The organism is Nocardia sp. NBC_01730 (genome assembly GCF_035920445.1).
GTDB lineage: Bacteria > Actinomycetota > Actinomycetes > Mycobacteriales > Mycobacteriaceae > Nocardia.
Window position 1 is genome coordinate 4,256,791 of sequence record NZ_CP109162.1, and the last position, 18,907, is coordinate 4,275,697.

The 18,907-nt window shown below is 65.8% G+C and carries 18 protein-coding genes and 2 pseudogenes; 13 read left to right on the forward strand and 7 right to left on the reverse strand.

Annotated features, from left to right (window positions below; genetic code table 11):
• Nucleotides 1-301 precede the first annotated feature (301 nt).
• Together OHB12_RS16915 and OHB12_RS16920 are read right to left on the reverse strand one after the other, a co-directional pair.
• Nucleotides 302-448, reverse strand: a pseudogene (locus OHB12_RS16915) (hypothetical protein); the annotation flags it as partial.
• The gene (locus OHB12_RS16920; RefSeq protein ID WP_327120658.1) at nt 403-603 is read right to left on the reverse strand and encodes an IS3 family transposase; all 201 of its coding nucleotides are present in this window, start codon (nt 601-603) and stop codon (nt 403-405) included. The pseudogene OHB12_RS16915 and the gene OHB12_RS16920, both read right to left, overlap by 46 nt.
• A 425-nt stretch (nt 604-1,028) precedes the next feature.
• Between OHB12_RS16920 and OHB12_RS16925 the strand changes: the two genes are divergently transcribed.
• Entirely contained in the window at nt 1,029-2,708 is a 1,680-nt protein-coding gene (locus OHB12_RS16925; protein WP_327120660.1) for a PucR family transcriptional regulator, read from the forward strand.
• 300 nt (nt 2,709-3,008) lie between these two features.
• On the opposite strand, the gene OHB12_RS16930 is transcribed toward OHB12_RS16925, so the two are convergent.
• Entirely contained in the window at nt 3,009-3,740 is a 732-nt protein-coding gene (locus tag OHB12_RS16930; protein WP_327120662.1) for a hypothetical protein, read from the reverse strand.
• A gap of 37 nt (nt 3,741-3,777) precedes the next feature.
• Nucleotides 3,778-4,197 (reverse strand): Hsp20/alpha crystallin family protein, encoded by a 420-nt coding sequence (locus OHB12_RS16935; protein ID WP_327120664.1) that lies wholly within the window; start codon nt 4,195-4,197, stop codon nt 3,778-3,780.
• A gap of 502 nt (nt 4,198-4,699) precedes the next feature.
• Between OHB12_RS16935 and OHB12_RS36355 the strand changes: the two genes are divergently transcribed.
• Both OHB12_RS36355 and OHB12_RS36360 read left to right on the forward strand, forming a co-directional pair.
• Nucleotides 4,700-4,912: a hypothetical protein gene (locus OHB12_RS36355; RefSeq protein WP_442800105.1), complete on the forward strand. Its 213-nt coding sequence runs from the start codon at nt 4,700-4,702 to the stop codon at nt 4,910-4,912.
• A 349-nt stretch (nt 4,913-5,261) separates the two neighbouring features.
• Nucleotides 5,262-5,879 (forward strand): annotated as a pseudogene (locus OHB12_RS36360) (Tn3 family transposase); the annotation flags it as partial.
• Here the strand turns inward: OHB12_RS36360 and OHB12_RS16940 are convergent.
• Nucleotides 5,836-7,125 (reverse strand): NAD(P)/FAD-dependent oxidoreductase, encoded by a 1,290-nt coding sequence (locus OHB12_RS16940; protein WP_327120666.1) that lies wholly within the window; start codon nt 7,123-7,125, stop codon nt 5,836-5,838. The pseudogene OHB12_RS36360 and the gene OHB12_RS16940 sit on opposite strands and share 44 nt — an antisense overlap.
• Before the next feature lie 254 nt (nt 7,126-7,379).
• Here OHB12_RS16940 and OHB12_RS16945 point away from each other — a divergent pair, with 254 nt between their 5' ends.
• From OHB12_RS16945 to OHB12_RS16955, 3 genes are all read left to right on the forward strand, one after another.
• Nucleotides 7,380-8,570: an NAD(P)/FAD-dependent oxidoreductase gene (locus tag OHB12_RS16945; RefSeq protein ID WP_327120668.1), complete on the forward strand. Its 1,191-nt coding sequence runs from the start codon at nt 7,380-7,382 to the stop codon at nt 8,568-8,570.
• Nucleotides 8,571-8,684: 114 nt separating this feature from the next.
• Nucleotides 8,685-9,644, forward strand: coding sequence for an RNA polymerase sigma-70 factor (locus tag OHB12_RS16950; protein WP_327120669.1), 960 nt, complete (start codon nt 8,685-8,687; stop codon nt 9,642-9,644).
• 46 nt (nt 9,645-9,690) lie between these two features.
• Complete coding sequence (locus OHB12_RS16955) at nt 9,691-10,722, forward strand: hypothetical protein (RefSeq protein WP_327120670.1); 1,032 nt, start codon at nt 9,691-9,693, stop codon at nt 10,720-10,722.
• Between the two features lie 54 nt (nt 10,723-10,776).
• On the opposite strand, the gene OHB12_RS16960 is transcribed toward OHB12_RS16955, so the two are convergent.
• Together OHB12_RS16960 and OHB12_RS16965 are read right to left on the reverse strand one after the other, a co-directional pair.
• Entirely contained in the window at nt 10,777-11,256 is a 480-nt protein-coding gene (locus OHB12_RS16960; protein WP_327120672.1) for a zinc-binding dehydrogenase, read from the reverse strand.
• 220 nt (nt 11,257-11,476) lie between these two features.
• The gene (locus tag OHB12_RS16965; RefSeq protein WP_442800054.1) at nt 11,477-11,950 is read right to left on the reverse strand and encodes a GbsR/MarR family transcriptional regulator; all 474 of its coding nucleotides are present in this window, start codon (nt 11,948-11,950) and stop codon (nt 11,477-11,479) included.
• A gap of 72 nt (nt 11,951-12,022) precedes the next feature.
• Here OHB12_RS16965 and OHB12_RS16970 point away from each other — a divergent pair, with 72 nt between their 5' ends.
• The 7 genes from OHB12_RS16970 (at nt 12,023) to OHB12_RS17000 (ending at nt 18,550) form a co-directional block, all read left to right on the forward strand.
• Complete coding sequence (locus tag OHB12_RS16970; protein WP_327120674.1) at nt 12,023-12,922, forward strand: ABC transporter ATP-binding protein; 900 nt, start codon at nt 12,023-12,025, stop codon at nt 12,920-12,922.
• Nucleotides 12,912-13,703 carry an ABC transporter permease subunit gene (locus OHB12_RS16975; RefSeq protein WP_327120676.1) on the forward strand — a complete coding sequence of 264 codons (792 nt, stop codon included), beginning with the start codon at nt 12,912-12,914 and terminating at the stop codon, nt 13,701-13,703. Before OHB12_RS16970 ends, OHB12_RS16975 begins: the two co-directional genes overlap by 11 nt.
• A 201-nt stretch (nt 13,704-13,904) precedes the next feature.
• Nucleotides 13,905-14,369, forward strand: coding sequence for a GbsR/MarR family transcriptional regulator (locus OHB12_RS16980; RefSeq protein WP_327120678.1), 465 nt, complete (start codon nt 13,905-13,907; stop codon nt 14,367-14,369).
• Between the two features lie 2 nt (nt 14,370-14,371).
• Nucleotides 14,372-15,529, forward strand: a complete 1,158-nt coding sequence (locus tag OHB12_RS16985; protein WP_327120680.1) for an FAD-dependent monooxygenase — start codon at nt 14,372-14,374, stop codon at nt 15,527-15,529.
• A 536-nt stretch (nt 15,530-16,065) separates the two neighbouring features.
• Nucleotides 16,066-16,515, forward strand: a complete 450-nt coding sequence (locus OHB12_RS16990) for a CBS domain-containing protein (RefSeq protein ID WP_327120682.1) — start codon at nt 16,066-16,068, stop codon at nt 16,513-16,515.
• Between the two features lie 28 nt (nt 16,516-16,543).
• Entirely contained in the window at nt 16,544-17,833 is a 1,290-nt protein-coding gene (locus OHB12_RS16995) for an ArsB/NhaD family transporter (protein WP_327120685.1), read from the forward strand.
• A 165-nt stretch (nt 17,834-17,998) separates the two neighbouring features.
• Complete coding sequence (locus OHB12_RS17000) at nt 17,999-18,550, forward strand: TerD family protein (protein ID WP_327120687.1); 552 nt, start codon at nt 17,999-18,001, stop codon at nt 18,548-18,550.
• The last annotated feature ends 357 nt before the right edge of the window (nt 18,551-18,907 follow it).

Below are 18,907 nucleotides of genomic sequence, written 5' to 3' on the forward strand. Positions count from 1 at the left end.
ACAGAGGCAATCAACTACGGATCGCGAAGGTGTTGGCGCAGCGATCGACCACGCCGTCGAGCAGTGGGATCGGGTCGACCTGCAACCCTCCGGTGGCGCTGCTCCTCGGCACCGCGGGCACCATGATCACTGCCCGATTTGTTCGATTTGTCCGATACGAGCAGGATTCGGTCAGATCGAATCGAGTTCGCGGGCCGGTTGAGGAGCCAGCTGCCGACGCTCGACATCGATATTGGAGATCGTCAGGATAGGCTACCAGCGCGACGATGACCACCAGGAACAACCCGGTGGTGACGGCCGGTCCGAAACCGAGTCCGCCGTTGTCACGATCCTGCGTCAGCAGGTCGCCCAGGGAGGCGCCGAGCGGCCGGGTGAGCTTCCCCCGCTGAGCGGGAGAGCGAATTACCTGGTTCCGGCTGGTACCGGTTGATGATAGCTGGCTTCGTATTCATCGGGTGATCGCGAGCCGAGTTTCTTTTGGATACGTTGGGTGTTGTACCAGCAGTCGATATAGCCGAACAGTGCGTTTTCGGCGGCTTCGCGGGTGCGCCACGAGTTGCGATAGACCAGTTCGGCCTTCAGGGTGCAGAAGAAGTTCTCCATCAACGCATCGTCTAGCTGTCGCCGACTGATCCCATGAATTGAGCAATCCCGTTGTCGGCCAACTGATTAGCGAAGCGGAACGCCATGTAGGTCGAACCCCTGTCGGAGTGATGAACCAGCTCACCCTCACGCACGTCCCGTGACCAGACGCTCTATTCGAGCGCGCCGGCACCAGGTCGGTGTCACAGCGATCCGACGTCTTCCACCCGACGATTCGGCCCACGCGCGACACGCCGATCGGTGTAACATCAAGGATCGACGGCCGCAGCATCGCATCGGCACGTGGGACACCAAGGATCTAAGCAGGTCACGGGCTCGCGGTAGACAGACGCGATCGGTCAGTATTCGGGATCGGGCACCGAAGCCGTCGCGGTTTCGAGGTCGGCGCGCGACCTCGGCCGCCTAACCCCACGGACTCGATCCACATGAACCAGCAACCGTTGAGTTCACACGTCGATGACTCGCTCGCCCGCACCCAATTGTCGTCGATGCACGCCCTGTGCGCCCTGTCGATGATGCTCTTCGCCGAACATCAGGGCCTGGACATCCTGCGGATCGCCGCGGAGGCGGTGCCCTCGCTCGGGTGCTGCCGCACGCTGGCGAGCTATCACACCGTCAACGGCGAATTTCTGCCCTACCCGCCGCTACCTGTGCGGCCCGACCTCGACACCCAGATCCGCGCGCAGGACGGTGCAGGCAAAGTCGACCTGTCCGACAGCCAGTGGGGCTGGGCGTTCACCCTGTCGAGCGTGACCGGAACACGCGGCTCGCTGCTTGTCGCTGCCGACCACGAACCCCGGCCGGACGAGATCTTCCTACTCACCGTGCTGGCTCAGCTGACCGGTGCGGCGCTGGCGAATGCCGCACTGCGCGAACGGTCGGTCGCCCACGCCATCCAATTGACCGAGACCAACCAGCACCTATCCGCCAGTGTGGTCCGACTGGAGAGCCAGATGCGGGTACACGAAGTGCTCGCCGGCGCCGCGGCCTACGGCGGCGGGGAGCACGGGATCGCGGACGCCCTCGCTCAGCTGTCCGGGCTACCCGTAGCGATAGAAGACCCCTTCGGCAACTTGAGGGCCTGGTCCGGGCCGGATCTGCCGGACCGTTACCCGAAACCCTCACCGCAGCAACGTGAGCAATTGCTGCACCGCCTCGCCACAGCCAACGCACCTCTGCGCGTCTGCGACCGGGTAATCATCCTGGTGAAACCGCGCGCCGAAATCCTCGGCACACTCGCGCTGGTCGACCCCGACCATCGGGTGACCGACGAGCACCTCTTCGCCCTCAGCTACGGCAGTACCGTTCTCGCGCTCGAACTCTCGCATCAACGCAACGTCGCCGAGATCGAGCTGCGCCTGCGCCGCGACCTGGTCGACGATCTGCTGTCCGGTACCGACAACGACAACGACAGCGCCTTCGCCAGAGCCGAGGCATTGGGACACGACCTACACGGTCAGCACTACCTCGTCCTGGTACACAGCACCGACAGCGCGGTCGCCGAGGCGGTAGGCCGCGCTGCGACCGCGCTGGACCTGCACTACATTCCGGGACGCCACGCCGGGATGGTGGTGCTGATCACCGACCGCAGACCCGATCCGGTCGCCCTGCACCACGCGATCCGCGAACACCTCGACACGACACCGGTGGCCATCGGCATCAGCGGCCGCTGCGACCAGCCGAGCCATTTCGCTGGTGCCTTCACCGACGCGCACCGCGCCATCAATATCCGGCTGCGATCCCGAATACCCGACGGCGCAACCGCATTCGACGAACTCGGGTTCTACCGCCTGATCGACACCGCCCATACCGACGGCCAGATCGAAGCATTCATGCGTGAATGGCTGGGCGCGCTCCTCGACTATGACCGAACCCGCAACACCGACCTCGTCCACACCTTGAGCCAATACCTCGAATGTGGCGGCAACTACAACGATTCAGCCGCCGCACTGCACATCCACCGCAGCACCCTGCGCTATCGCCTCGGGCGCATCCGGGAACTCACCGGCTTCAACCTGCGCGACGTCAACACCCGCTTCAACCTGCAAGCCGCGACCCGCGTCTGGCAATTCCTTTCCGCCGTACACCTCCCAGGCGAGACCTGATATCAGCGCTGCAGACTCGGAGTCGACCTGTGGGATGGCCTGGCCGATCGCCGAACGAACCGGCCGTGGGACGAGAACACCACGGGTCGCCTCCACCACGAAAGGCGCTACACGCTGATTGGACCGATGCAGGCAGGTGTCGGTGTGAGGGCGCCGTCCATGACTTCGGTCCACCACTGCTCGAGACCGCTGGGGGCGGGCCAGTAGACGACGGGGACGCCGAGATCGGCCGGGTCTGTCGCAGTCGCCGGGGCGAGCCGTGCGGGATCGGTGCGGGTAGTGCGGGTCCGGGCGCTGTGGTCAGCGGGCGAGGTAGTCGTAGTCGTCATCATCATGTGGGGTGATCCAGGCTTGGTCGATACGGTCGGTGAGGTCGGCAGGCTCGATCGCTGCGCGCAGGGCCTCGGCGAGTGGGGGCAGCGTGGTGGTGTCAAGGCCGATGTCGAGGTCGCTGTCGCGGAGGGGAACGTTCTGGCCGGCGCGGTCGAAGTCGCTGCCTGCGGGGGTGGTGGTCCAGGTGGCGGTCACGGCGGGGCGGCACGCCGTGCCCGCCTGCTGTGCCACGACAGTGGCTGTGCACGCGCCGGACGGGGTGTCCTGGCGTCCGGGTGCCGGTGTGCAGGAACCAGGCCCGGCCGCCGGCCCGTATATCGCGAAAACACTTCTGCGCGAGAACGGTTTCGTGTGGTCTTCGTTGTCTTCGACGGGCATCACCTCGCTCTCACTCGTCATCGGGTACCGCACCGAGGCTCTCAGCGCCGGGGGCGGGCCGCGCTGGCGCGCCGGCCCGACGCCCGGTCGGCGTCCGTGCAGCCGGGCGGTCCGCCCTCCCGGGCGCCGCGCGCCCGGCCGTGGCCAGGGTGCGCGAGGTCCGCGCGGTGGCGGGGACCTCCACCGATCCCGGGCTTCGCGCAAGACCTGGTCGATTTCGGCGAACAGCTCCTCGAGATCGGCGTCCAACACCAGCAGCCGGGCATCCAGGCCCGACAGCTCGCCGGCCTCGGTCGCAGCGTGACCGGTCGCGCACCTCATCGCGGGCACATCACAGGACTCCCGTGAGGCCGCCGGGTCAGGCGTTGATGGCCTCGCGTTCGTCGTGGCGGCTGATCTCGATCTTGCGGGGCTTGGCCTTCTCCGCGACCGGGATCACCAGGCGCAGCACCCCGTCTCGGTAGTCGGCGCGGATCGCGTCGGTGTCGAGGTTCTCCCCCAGGAACAACTGGCGGCTGAACACCCCACGGGTGCGCTCCGCGGCGATCATCGACCGCTCGGGGTCCAGTTCCGGGCGCGAGGCCCGCACAGTCACCACGTTGCGTTCGATATCTAGATCCAGCGAGTCCGGGTCGATGCCGGGCAGGTCGAGTTCGACGAAGAACTCGTCTCCCTCGCGCCAGGCGTCCATCGGCATCACCGCCGGACGGGCCGGCGTGCCGAACACCTGCTGTGTCAAACGATCCAGATCCCGGAACGGATCGGTGCGCATCAGCATGGTCGCCACCTCCTACTCACTCCATTCTCGATCGAAGGGAACTCAGATAACTTGTGCCATCTGACATAGCATCGCCGCCCTGACCGCGCAAGGAGTCAACCTCGCCGCGATCGCCCGCATCCTCGACCTCGAAGACGCCAACACCGAACTGCGCCACACCAACGCCGCGCTCACCGCCGAACGCGACCGACTACACCACAACCCGCAGTGACACTGGGCGCGCGGCCGGGCGGGAACCGATCCGCCGCCCCGCGTCGGCCGGGGTGGCCTCTACCGCCTGCTCCAGCATGTCGATCGCCCGGACGCCTGTCCCAAACGGTTCACGCCAGATACCTCCACCACCAGCCGATCTCAACGTCGGCTATCACAGCCTCTCGTCGAGACCCTCCCGCCACACCCCGATCCCTCGGCAGCCACGTCCCAACCGTGGGGGACCAAAACGCGGGGAAAGCCCGGGAAATTCTCGAGCAAACAGGTCAGGCCCTGTTGAGAACTCCTCGACCTGCAAGTACGAGCCCGGGCCGAGCAACAGGGCACCGCCTGGCGGCAGCGGTATCCCGTGCGTTCCGGAATCGAGGGCCCCGTCTGTGAATTCGCGCGCGGGCACGGCATGATGCAATGTCGCTATTGCGGCCAGCACAAGGCCCACGTCCAGATCACCAACAGAGTCAAGCTGAGGCGCGACTCTCCCACCCGTTGGCACACTGAGCCGTGAAACGAGAAAAAGGTCCGTTACAAATAACGGCCCTGACCTGCGTAAATGAGTGGAGCTAAGGCGACTCGAACCCCCGACCCCCACACTGCCAGTGTCGCCGAGGCTGCCCAACGGGTGTCGCCCCATCCCTCCCGTCCAGTTCACGGGCCTGATCAGTCCGGCTCGTACTGCCTCGTACAGCCGAGATCTGCATTTCTTGGCACGCTGTCGGCACACTGAAAGCTGCCGATGACCTGCGAGGACACCGGATCCGGCACGTCGTTCAGGCGTGGGATTTTCGCGGCGAGGACCTGTGCGACAGCGCTGGTGGTCCGGTCGAGATGAATGCATTCAGGGCTTCCACCAGTCCATGCCGTTGCGTTGCGGGCATGTTCTGGACGACACTCGCGATTTCGCTGCGGCGGCGGCATACCCACGGTGCCTCGGTCGTCAGGTTCGCCTTCACCGAATTGTTGGGTTCAAGCTGCTGCCCCGGTTGAAGAACATCGGCTCGATCCGCCTGTATCGGCCCGACGACGCGGGCGTCTACGGTGAGCTGGGACCGGTGCTGACCCGCCCGATCCGGTGGGAATTGATAGCCCATCAGTACGACCAGATGGTGAAATATGCCACCGCGCTGCGCCTGGGCACCGCCGAATCGGAGTCGATCCTGCGGCGGTTTACCCGCGGCGGCCCGAAACACCCCACCTACCAGGCCCTGGAGGAGTTGGGGCGGGCAGTACGCACGATCTTCGCCTGCGACTACTTGGCGTCGGAAGAACTCAGGAGAGAGATCAACAGCGGGTTGCAGGTGGTGGAGAACTGGAACTCCGCCAACACGGTTGTGTTCTACGGCAAGGATTCCCAGCTCACCGGTGCTGACCGCGAACACGCCGAGGTATCGATGCTCGCTTTACACCTGCTGCAATCGGCGATGGTGCACATCAATACCCTGCTTCTGCAAACCGTCCTGGAAGACCCCCAGTTCCACGACCTGGTCGGCGACAATGAACGCCGCGCAATGAGCCCACTGTTCTGGTCCAACATGCGGCAGCCCCGCTGGGTGAGTGCTTCCGGGTGGCGGTCAAGCGGTGCTTATGATTCGGCTTTCCGAAGGTCGGGTGGCTCACAGCCCAGCCGGCGGTATTGATGATCGCCGACTTGACGCGTGCAGCCGCCCGGCCGCGTAGGGCTCCCGGTTTCGCTCGCGCGTCACCGTCGACCAGCTGGAAGAGCCCATCGTTGCGGCCGAGGCTGATGTGGTTGCCGATATAGGAGAAGGTGGTTGGCGCGACTTTGCGGCCGGTCAGGTCCCCGATGATTGCAGCCGTCGCCGCCTTGCTGGTGGGTCCCGCCGAAGCACACGACATCGGGTACGGCAGGCCGTTGTCGCCGATGACAAAGACGCTGTCACCGGCGGCGTAGACGTTCGGGTGTGAGACCGACCGCATCTGCTGGTCGACCGTGATCTGTCCGTTGGGTTCCACCAGCAGGCCGCTGGTGGCAGCGATCGGGTGGACGGCGAAGCCTGCGGCCCACACGGTCGCGTCGGCGGTGAACGCGGTGCCGTCGGCGGCGGTCGCCGCAGCCTTCTCGACGCGCTCGATGGCGGTGTGCTCATGGACCGTGATATCGAACCGGTCGAAGGCGCGCCGCATGTGACGGCGGGCCTTAGCGCCCAGCGAGGCGCCGAGTTCGCCGCGGGTGACGAGGCTGACCCGAAGCCCTGGACGGGATTCAGCGAGCTCGGTGGCCGCCTCGATCGCGGTCAGATTGCCGCCGACCACCAGCACCTTCCCGCCCTCGCCCAGCTCGTCCAGGCGTGCGCGCAGGCGCAGCGCGGCCGGCCGCGCCGCCACATGGTAGGCGTGCTCGCCGACGCCGGGAACGCCATGGTCTGCGATGGTGCTGCCGAGCGCGTAGAGCAGGGTGTCGTATTCGAGCCGGTCGACACCCTCCCCGTCGACGACTGTGACAGTCCGGTGCTCGGCGTCGACGCTGGTTACCCGCGCCAGTCGGAGCCGAATGCCGGTGCCCGCGAACACCTTCGCCAGCGGCCGGTGGCGGAGATCCTGCCCGGCGGCGAGCTGATGCAGGCGCAGCCGCTCGACGAAATCGGGTTCGGCGTTGACGACGGTGATCTCGAAGTCGTCGGAGTGGAGCTGGCGTGCCAGGAATGTGGCGGAGAAGGCTCCGGCGTATCCGGCCCCGAGAACGACGATGCGGTGCTTCATGGTTGAGACTCCTGTCTGGTTCGCGTGCTTGCTGAACGAGACACCGCCAGTCGCGATTTTCTGACAGCCTCGACCAGTGATATGGATCACTGCCGGAGCCTCATCCGGCCGACGATCTCCATACGGAACCATCGGTGCGCCGATCGCACGGCGAGCCCACAGCCCGAACGAGACTGTGATCTGCTTCACAATATGTCAGGATATTCGTCGATGCGGTGTCTTGTTCTCGACCCACTCGGATTGAAGGAGACATCATGGGCGAGAGCATCGAGGTAGTCGTGGTCGGCGGCGGATACGCCGGAGTGATGGCGGCCAATCGTGTGAGGCAGCGCGACGACGTGACGGTGACCGTGATCAATCCGCGGCAGGTCTTCGTACCACGGCTGCGGCTGCACCAGCTGGTGAGCGGGACCCACGATGCGGTTGTCGACTACCAGGAGGTACTCGCCGAGGGCGTCGAGCTGGTGGTCGACAATGCGACGCACATCGACGCGACCGGGCGCACCGTGACCCTCACCGAGGGTGGCAGCATCGGCTACGACTACCTGATCTACGCGGTAGGCAGCCTCAGCGGCGGACCGCAGGTGCCGGGCGCGGCCGAATTTGCTTATCCGGTCGCGACTTTGGAGGCCGCGCAGCGGCTGCGGTCGGTGCTCTTCGACACGCCTATGACGGCCACGGTGACGGTCGTCGGGGGCGGTCCGGTTGGTATCGAGACCGCTGCGGAACTCGCGGAACAAGGTCGCAGTGTCAGGCTGGTCTGCGGCGATGCCGTCGGCCCGTACCTGCACCCCAGCGCTCGGCGCACAGCCCGCAAATACCTCACCAACCTGGGCGTCGAGGTGATCGAAGGCCCGGATACGTCGGTCACCGCGGTGAGGTCGGGAACCGTGGAACTCGGCGACGGCCGCACCCTGGCGAGTCAGGTCATTATTTGGGCTGCGGGTTTCGGTGTGCCCGATCTGGCCGACCGCAGCGGGTTGCGCACCGACGCCGCCGGGCGGCTGCTCACCGACGAGACACTAACCAGCATCGACAGCGATCGCATCATCGCGGCGGGCGACGCGTCGGCGCCGTCGGACCTGCCGTTCCGGATGAGTGCCTACATCGCTGGATGCCTGGGCGCCCACGCCGCCGACACAGTGCTGGCCCGGATCGCGGACGAGCGGCCGGCGCCGATCGACCTGGCATTCCAGGCCATGTGCTTCAGTTTCGGCCGCGGTGCCGGGATCTTCCAACTCCTTCAGAAGGACGACACGGCAAAGCGGTTGTACTTCACCGGGTTCATGGGCCGCAAGCTCAAGGAGTTCTCCTGCACCGCCAGCGTCAAGCACCTGGTGACCGAGGCGCACAAGCCCGGGTCGCACCACTGGCCGAAGGATGGTGAACATCGGCCCGCCCTGCTACGAGCCCGGAATGAGAACGTGACGACACCGAGCGCGTAGACGCCGGTTCCGCCGCTATCACCAGTGGCACGGTGTGCGGAAGCGTTCGAATCGAGAACGCCGCGCATCGTGCGCCCGTACTGGCCCCCACAACCACCTCCAGGAGAGGAATTCATGCACACGACAGGTGAATCCGGTGCGCGACGGCAGGCCGAGGGCGAGGCCGCGAGCCTCGGCGACGGTGACCACGCCACCCTCGCAGCGACGGAAACGTTTGTCGCGCACCGCAATCTGCTGTTCACGGTCGCCTACGAGATGCTCGGATCCGCGGCAGACGCCGACGACGTCCTGCAGGAAACCTGGTTGCGCTGGGTAGGCGTCGACGCGGCGCACGTCGACTCCCCGCGCGCCTATCTGGTTCGAATCACCACACGGCAGGCGCTCAACCGGCTGCGTTCGGTGAAGCGCCGCCGGGAGGCGTACGTGGGCTCCTGGCTGCCGGAGCCGTTGCTCACCACTCCGGATGTGGCCGCCGATGTGGAACTCGCCGAAAGCGTGTCGATGGGGCTGATGGTCGTGCTCGAGACCTTGACTCCAACCGAACGAGCGGTATTCGTGCTGCGCGAAGCGTTCGGGTTGGACTATGCCGAGATCGCGGCCGCGGTGGAGAAATCCTCCGCCGCCGTGCACCAGATCGCCCACCGCGCCCGCCGCCACGTCGAAGCCCGCCGACCGCGCCGCGCGGTCACCGCGCGCGAGGCGCAAGCGACTGTCGAAGCGTTCCGGCGCGCGCTCGAGACCCGAGACCTGCAGGGCCTGCTCGACGTACTCGCCCCCGAGGTGGTGGCGATCAGCGACGGCGGCGGCATCAAGCAGGCCACCCCACGGCCCGTCATCGGCGCGGACAAGGTGGCGCGGTTCATGGTCGGGGGCCTCACCAAGCACGACATCGCGCTCACCGTCGAACCGACCGCGATCAACGGCAGCCCCGCATTGGCGCTGCACATCGACGGGGAACTCGACGGTGTCATCGCGGTGCGGGTCGAGGACACCCGCATCACCGGTCTCTACTTCGTCCGCAACCCGCACAAGCTGACCCACATCGACACCGAAACCCCACTCACCCTGCGCTGACACCGGCCACGAACCGACACGACCCGACCGTCCAAAGGAGAAAGACATGACCACGCGGGCACCGCTCGCCACCGACACGCTTCCGTCACGATGGCCGACCGTGGCCGGAGCCGTCGTCCTGCTCACGACGATCACCAGTGTATTGCTCATCGCCTTCGCCTGGCCGTCGGTGCGGTCCTCGGTGCACGATGTGCCGATCGCCTTAGCCGGGCCGACCACCGCGGTCGCCCAGGTCCGGACCGCGCTCGAGCAGCGTGCGCCGGGCGGCTTCGACATCACCGAAGTCGCCGACACTGCGAGCGCGGAACAACTCATCCGCGACCGGCAGGCGTATGGAGCTATAGATCTCAGCTCCGGCACCCCGCAGGTCATCGTCGCCTCCGCCGCCAGCACCGCGGTCGCCCAAACCCTGCAGACTATGGCGACCGGACTCGGACAGAACGGCAATGCCGGTACACCGGTGGCGGTCCGCGACCTCGCCGCCCTGCCCACCGACGACCTGCGCGGCGCCGGCCTGTCCGCTGGTGCCCTGCCACTGGTCATGGGCGGCCTGCTCGCCGCAGTGCTGCTGACCAGGCTCGTGCGCGGCACCGGCCGCCGCGTCTCCGGGACACTGGCCTTCGCGGTCACCTGCGGCCTAGCCGTGGCGGGAATCCTGCAGTTCTGGTTCGCTTCGCTCAGCGGCTCCTACCCCACCAACGCAGGTGCCGTCGCATTGAGCATCGCGGCCACCTCACTGACCGTTCTCGGGCTCGAATCGGTGTTCGGAAACGCCGGAATCGGGATCGGCGCCGTGATCATGATGCTCATCGGCAACCCCCTCTCGGGGACGGCCACCGCCCCCGAAATGCTGCCCGGCTGGTCCGGCGCTCTCGGGCAGCTGCTGCCGCCCGGGGCGGGTGGTCGGCTACTGCGATCGACCGCCTTCTTCGACGGCCGCGGCGCTACCCCCGCCATCACCGTCCTGGTCGTCTGGGCCACACTCGGGGCAGCGCTGTGCCTGATCGGCGGCCTGCGCGCACACCGGGCCACCTCGAACCCTGAACGTGCAATTCGAAAGGAGTATCAGCAAACGTAATTCCCACACCGTCGCCACGTGCCCGCAGCGACGACGGCATCACTTCAGCAGCTCTCAGCGCTCCGCCTCGGCCCGAAGCTGTGCGGCCACTTCGAAACCCAGCTCTCGGCCCTCGACTCGGGCGGTTAGCTCGGCCACATGGGCGATCCGTTCGGCGGCGCGGGTATGGACAGTGGGCAATTCGGACAGTGGCAGTCGTTCGGCCACCGCGATCTCCAGCTCTCCGGCGTCGACGCGAGCGACCAGCGTGGCGAGCTGAGCGGCGTCGCTGTACGCGAAGGGCCGCACTGCCCGCACCCCGCGTCCGACATCCTCCGGGACGGGAGTGGTCGTGCTGACGTATGCCCCACCGTCGGCGACCAGGTCCGCCAACTCCGTGTTCTCCTCCGGACTGCTGGGCGCCAGGTTCAGCACCACGTCGAACCGCTGTCCGGCCACCGCCTGCACGACGGGGGTTTCGGTGTAGTCGATGATCCGCTGCGCGCCGTAGGAGCGAGTGCGGTCAAGGCTGCGCGGGCTGGCTGTCGCGGTCACGGTGGCGCTGGCGGCGATCGCGGGAATCTGCGCATTGCCATGGGGACACCTCCGGCCGCGACGGCCCGACGAAGATCTACGAGGGCCGGAGAATCAGGTACCGGACGAGCCCGAGCAGGAAATGGCGGGCGTCTCATAGCCACGACCCACGCGGTACGCATCGCCGATCCCGATGCCGTCTACGGCATGCGCACCGCAACGCTGTCACCAGCGGATCCTGTCAGTCGTGTTCGGCGGCGTACTGCTCGCGCCAGCGATCGATGAGAGGGACCAGCTCGTTGGTCATGTAGGTGTAGAAGTCCTGCATCTCGTGCAGACGGCGCGCGGTGACCGTGTCCTCGCCGGTCGCATCGATACCTTCCTGGGCGGCGTCGCGCATGGTGGCCAGCATCGTGTTCTGCTGCGACATCAAAGCCGCCCAAGCGCCTCTGCGGAATCTGTAGTGGTCGCGCCGACTGCCCGGTGCGGGGACTCGTTCGATCAGGCCGACCGGGATGAGCTGTTTGATGGCGGTGGAGACCGCGCCGGAACTGATCGACAACTCCTCGCACAAATCCGCGGCAGTCATCGTGTCCTGCTCGGCATAGAGCAACGCCGTCATCACCCGAGCCGTGGACCGCTGCATCCCTCCCCCGTCGGACAAGGTCAAGGCCAGCTTCTCCGCGGCGGCCCGCAATCGCTCATTGGTACCCACACCCAAAACCGTAGCAAACCTCCATCAGTTCAGAATATTTACAGATGTCTGAAAATTCAGTACATTCGCCTCATGGTGAACGTGATTGAGCTTCAAGGGCTCAGCAAGACCTACGGCTCCGCCCGCGGTCTGGTCGAGCTGTCTCTGGAGGTCCGCCGAGGTGAGGTGTTCGGCTACCTGGGCCCGAACGGGGCAGGTAAGTCGACAACCATCCGGTTGCTGCTGGACCTGATTCGACCGACCAGTGGCAGTGCTCGCGTACTGGGCCTCGACCCTCGAGAAGACGCGGTGCAGTTGCACACGCGGATCGGTTATCTCGCCGGGGATTTCGTCGTACCAGGCCGCCGGAGCGTCGGCGCGACGCTGCGATTACTGGGCGCTCTACGCGGCGGAGTCGCCGCTGAACGGATCGATGCACTCTGCGAGCGGCTCGAATTGGATCAGAACGCTCAGGTCAAGAGCCTGTCCAAGGGCAACCGTCAAAAGCTCGGCCTGGTCCAGGCGTTCATGCATTCCCCCGAACTGCTCATCCTGGACGAGCCGACCTCGGGCCTGGACCCGCTCGGTCAGCAGACCTTCCTGGAGATGACGGCCGAGGCCGCCCAGAACGGGCAGACGGTGTTCATGTCTAGTCACATCATGAGCGAGGTCGAGACAGTCGCCGACCGGGTCGCGATCATCCGAGACGGCAGATTGGTCGCCTCGAACACGGTGTCGGGGCTGCGCACCAACGCCGTTCGCGATGTGGAGATCACCTTCACCGAGCCGGTCAGCATCGTCGAATTCACCGCGCTGACGAACGTGACCGACGTCCGTATGGATGACACAACCCTGCGCTGCCAGGTCGCCGGGAGCCCGGACGAGCTGCTGCGGGCGGTGGTGGCGCACCATGTTGTCGCGCTGTCGGTCACCGAACCCGCGCTCGAAGACCTGTTCCACAGCTACTACACCGGAGAATCCGATGCTGCCTGACATCTACACCCAGACCATCTCCGACAACCGCCGACCCCTGATCGCCTGGTCGGCCGGGATCACCGCAGTCGGGCTGATGTACGCCGGGTTCTATCCCCAGGTATCGAGCGGCGACATGGCCGATACCGTGCAGAACTATCCGGAAGCGATGCGGGAGGCGCTGCGTCTCGACGATATGTCCTCAGCCGCAGGGTATCTCGGCTCCAGTGTCTTCGGGCTGCTGCTACCGCTGCTGGCGATGATTTTCGGCGTCAGCTTCGGCGCGCGCGCTATCGCGGGCGACGAGGAATCCGGATACCTCGACCTTCTGCTGGCGTATCCGATCAGCCGAATCCGGCTCGCACTGCAGCGCTTCGCCGCCCTGGTGACCGGCGCTGCCGCGATCGGGCTGCTGGTCTTGCTCGGCATGCTGGCGATCCGCTCCTCCGCTGACCTCGACTCGATCAGCGTCGGCGAGTTCGCGGCACAATGCCTCAACCTGACACTGCTGGCGATCAGCTTCGGTGCGCTGGCGATCGGCCTCGGCGCGGCAACCGGGCGGCGCGGCCCAGTCCTCGCTGGCGCCGCGGCGATCGGTGTACTCACCTACGCCGCCCACAGCCTCGGCGGCGTCATCGGCGCCGAGTGGCTCGAGTATTTGTCGCCGTTCCACTACTACATCGGCGGGGAACCGTTGCGGAACGGAATCCAATGGGCCGACGCCGCCATCCTGTTCGCGATCTCGGCGATCCTGGTCATCGCGGGCCTGACTCGGTTCGACCGCCGCGACCTCACCTCCTGAGTAGTCGAGGGTGCCGCACTGCAGCGGCACCCTCGATCCGTCAGCCCTCAGTCCCTCATCTCTCAGGACTCGGCGATCACCTTCGGTCGGTCGTGGTTATCTCGAGCAACAGTCCCGCACCCCATTCCCCTCGCCCTGCCGTCATGTACGCTAATTTTAGTTAATACTAAAATTTGCAGCGGAAGGCGAAAGGGGCATGATGTGACCGGCCTTGACGACGACCGGCTGATGGATTGGGTCGAGCGGCTGGCGATGTTCCTCACTCAGGACGGCGTGCCGCCTATCGCGGGGCGGTGCCTGGGCTGGCTCATGGTCTGCGATCCGCCCGAGCAATCCGCGGCGCAGATCGGCGTGGCGATCAGCGCCAGCCGCGGGTCGTTGACCACGAATCTGCGGGTGCTGATGGCCATGGGGTTCGTGAACAAGCGCATGCGCGCCGGTGAGCGCACCGCGTACTACCGCGTCGATGACAACGCGTGGGAGAAAGTGGTTCAGCGGCAAGTCGCTTCGCTGGCTTCGTTTCGCGATCTGGCCGCCGACGGCATGGCACTGCTCGGGTCCGGCAGCGCCCGCTCCGCGCGGATCCAAGAGGCACACGACACCTTCGACTGGATGGCGAAGGTATTCGACAACGCACCCCCACGGCCATCCAGCAAAGGAGTGTGACCATGAACGGATCAGCCATTGTGGTCGGTGCCGGAATCGGCGGACTGACCGCCGCCATCGCCCTGCGGCGGATCGGCTGGGACGTCACCGTCTTGGAACGGGCCTCGGAGCTCGGTGAAGTAGGCGCTGGAATGTCCCAGTCGCCCAATGCTTTACGCGCGCTCGACGCGCTCGGTGTCGGGGAGGAAGTACGCAGAGCCGGCGTACCGTTCCACGCCCCCAACCACCTGCGCACCCCATCGGGCAGCTACCTCATCAATGCGCAGACCCCGGAGGATGGTACACCGCTACTGGGATTTCACCGCGCCGATCTGCACCGCGCACTACTCGGACACGTCCCCGACGAGTGCGTACGCACGAGTTCCGAGGTGACCGGCATCGAGCAAACCGCAGGGAAGGTCACCGTGACCTGCGGCGGTGCGAAGTCGACCGCCGATCTGGTGGTGGCCGCCGACGGGGCGAACAGCACCACCCGGCGGCTGCTCTGGCCGGATGCGCCGCGACCGCGGTTTTGGGGCAACACGGTGTGGCGGGCCATCGCGAAGCTGGATGGGGTCGACGCCAGCATGACTATGAGCCGTGGCCAGTATTTCTTGATTATGCCGGTCGGACGGGGCCGGGTGTACTGGGCGCTGGTGGCCCGGGCACAGGGGCCAGGTATCCGCTTCGATGATGAGCTCAGCGAGGTGCGTGGTCGGGTCGGCTGCTGGCACGACCCGATCCCGGCGCTGCTCGATGCCACCCCGCCCGATGTCGTGCTGCACCACGACCTGGCCGACCTCGACTCACTGCCGACCTACGTGCACGGTCACGTGGCCTTGCTCGGCGACGCCGCGCACGTGATGCACCCGGACATGGGCCAAGGCGCCGGACAGGCCATCGAAGACGCTGTCGTGCTCGCGGCCGCGCTGGCCGCGGCGGGCGACGTCCCCGCAGCGCTGAGGCAGTACGACGCCGCCCGCCGGCCACGAACACAGACCATCGTGAAGCAAGCCCGCAAGAAAGGCTTGGGCGGGACGTCGGCGAACCCACTCAGCTACAACCTCCAGAAACTGATGCTGCGCATGATCCCAGCCTCCCGCTGGCCGGCCTTGTCCGAACGCGCGCTCGCACCGGTATGGACCTGGGAGCCACCGCAATTTCTCGAACACACTCGGTGATCGTGAGCATCGGGAGCGGCGTTGCTCGTCGACCAAGATGAGCAAGCCCTCGCCGTCGGCGGCCATCTCGCGCTTCGAGGTATCGCCCGCGGTCTACGAGCAGTAATCGTTGCTTTCGGCGACGGCACACCACGGTCGCGGGCAGGCTCATTCACGGCCTTTCCGTTCTGCTGACGTGCCGAAGGCCCTATACGTCGGGCAATGAGCTCGGTCCCGGGGGGGTTCTCGCCCGCATTGCTGTCGGTCGATCGTCCGCGCTCGAAGCAAGGCGCGGCGGCGAGGACGAAGCGATGGGGGCTCGTGCCGTCACGGTGTGGCCCGGTTTGCCTCGTACCGGCATTTACGGCATCTTTACGGGTGGTGCGCCGGGAAGTCTGGTCGGCATACCCGGCTCGGTTGCGGGTCGGGCGGTCCGGCGATGGGAAGCTGCATGGCGCACATACGAGTGTCGTCTTTGACGATGTCTATACACACAATTCCTGCCCACGCGGGCGGATACATGTCGGCGAAGTCCGCGCGAGTCGTATCGTGCTGGTGTGCAGGCAAGTCAGATAGCCGAGGACTATCCGTCGGTGACGATGGATTCCGATGCCTTGGCGGCGGCGAAGCTGTTGGCCGAGCATCGGCTGCCGGGCATCGTGGTGACCGATGGCGACTCGGCGCCCCGTGCTGTATTGCCCGCCTCCCAGGTGGTGCGGTTCCTGGTGCCCCGGTATGTGCAGGACGACCCGTCGCTGGCCGGTGTGCTCTCGGAGTCGGTGGCCGATCGAATCGCGGATACCCTGCGCGGCAAAACCGTCGGCGAACTGCTCCCGGAGCCGAAACCGAAGTCGGTACTGCCGGTCGCCCGAGCCGACGACACAATAGTGGAGGTTGCCGCGTTGATGGCCCGCTGCCGGTGCCCGCTGGTCGCGGTGGTCGACGGGACTCGGATGATCGGAGTGATCACCGCGTCCCGCCTGCTGCAGGTCACACTCGCCACCTGACAGTCGGCGGCAACCCGGGTGATCCGCAGTGACCGCGGTTGCCGTCGTCGCGTTCGTGGTGGCGTATCTGCTGATCGCGACCGAACGGATCCACAAAACCAAGGCCGCGCTGGGCGGTGCCGCAGTGGTACTCGCGCTGGGTGTACTCGACTCGGGACAGGCGTTCTTCTCCCACGACACCGGTGTCGACTGGGATGTCATCCTGCTGCTGTTCGGGATGATGGTCATCGTCGGGATCCTGCGCCAGACCGGCATATTCGAATACACCGCGATCTGGGCAGCCAAGCGCGCCAAAGGATCTCCGGTACGGATCATGATCCTGCTGACGCTGATCACGGCGGTGGCATCGGCTTTCCTGGACAACGTCACCACCGTCCTACTCATCGCTCCCGTCACCCTGCTGGTGTGCGACCGACTCGGGATCCGACCGGTACCGTTCCTCATCGCCGAAGTGCTGGCATCCAATATCGGCGGCGCCGCGACGTTGATCGGCGACCCGCCGAATATCATCGTCGCCAGCCGAAGCGGCTTGACGTTCAACGACTTCCTCGTGCACATGGCCCCGATCGTGGCCCTCGAGCTGGCGGTCTTCACCCTGATCCTGCCGCTGCTGTTCCGTGGCTCTTTCGACGCCGAACCCAGTCGCATCGCCGATGTGATGGCTCTCGACGAGCGCGAAACAATCCAGGATCGAGGTCTGCTGATCAAATGCGGTGCCGTGTTGCTCGCCGTGTTCACCGCATTCATCACCCACTCCGTGATGCATATCGATCCGTCGGTGGTGGCGCTGCTCGGCGCCGGTGTGCTGGTGCTCATCTCCGGAGTCGAGTCCGAGCAATACCTCTCCGGGGTCGAGTGGGAGACGTTGCTGTTCTTCGCCGGACTGTTCGTCATGGTCGGAGCGCTCGTCGAGACCGGAGTCGTGAAAACGATGGCGCAGTGGGCGACCGACGCCACCGGCGGCAACGCCCTCGTGGCGGTGATGCTGATACTGCTGGTGTCAGCGCTGCTGTCAGGCATCATCGACAACATCCCCTACGTGGCCACGATGAGCCCGCTGGTAGCCGACCTCACCGGCACAATCGACAACCCCGTCCACGCCGATGCGCTGTGGTGGTCACTGACCCTGGGGGCGGACTTCGGCGGCAACCTGACCGCGGTCGGCGCCAGCGCCAACGTCGTCATGCTCGGCATCGCGGCACGCGCCGGGACACCGGTGTCGTTCTGGGAGTTCACCCGCAAAGGCGCAACAGTCACCGCAATCACGATCGCGATCGCCGCACCATATCTATGGTTGCGCTACTTTGTGTTCAGCTGAACCCCATCGGAACCGGCAGCTTCTTCCGGCTGCTCGCCGCATTGCGCGGTAGTGGAACGCGTGCGGTTATCAGAAACACGACGTCCCTGAGTGGGACACCGGCCATGATTCGGCGAAGCAGCACATCAGTGCCCTCGGTCGCTGATAGAAAGTAGGGGGTAACCCATGTTCGTGACGTTGCGCGATGCGAGTGGGGCGGGACTCGACTACGTCCGTATGGCTCTCGGATGGGACCCGGTCAAGCAGCGGCGCTGGTTCGGCCGACGAAGCAAGGACATCGATCTCAATGCTTCAGCGCTGTTGTTCGCCGCGGATCGCCTCGTCGATGTCGTCTACCACCAACAGCTCAGCTCCACCGATGGCTCGGTACGCCATCTCGGCGACAGCACGACCGGTGAAGGTAAGGGCGACAACGAAATCATCACCGTCGACCTCACCCGATTAGTACCCCAGATCACCACCGCGGTCTTCATCGTCACGTGCTACTCAGGCCAAACCTTCGAGCAGATCGAAAACGCCTTCTGCCGCGTAATCGACGGCATGTCCGGCACCGAGATCACCCGCTACGACCTCGGCGGCGGCGGTTCACACACCGGCCTGGTCATGGGCAAACTGGTCCGCTCCAGCGACGGCTGGCAATTCGACGAGATCGGCCAAGCGATACACGCACAACATCCGGTCGAGGCGGTCTCACAGCTGACACCTTTCTTGACCTAGTCGCAGGCGCGGTACCAGCCTCTGCTCGCGATCGCGGACAATTCGGCCGTGGCAGCCGCGGGTACGGGACTTGCGCGGTATTGCAGTCAGGCTGCCTGTCGTGTTGCACTATTCCAGCGAATTACGGTGGCCGCGCGCTGCGGGCGGATTCACCGAAGTGCCTCCGAACGGGAAGCCGGCCCTGCACACAGCCGAGAATCACTCTGTGCGAACCGGCCAAGCTGGCGCGTCTGGAATCGTAAGCAGCCCTGCGACCGACCCTATATCTCTCGGGAGCTCAGGTGACGAAATTTCTTGCTGGGCCAGCGATGTAAATGGGTACTCTCCTGTCGGGGCCACGGCCGGACAGACCACCGA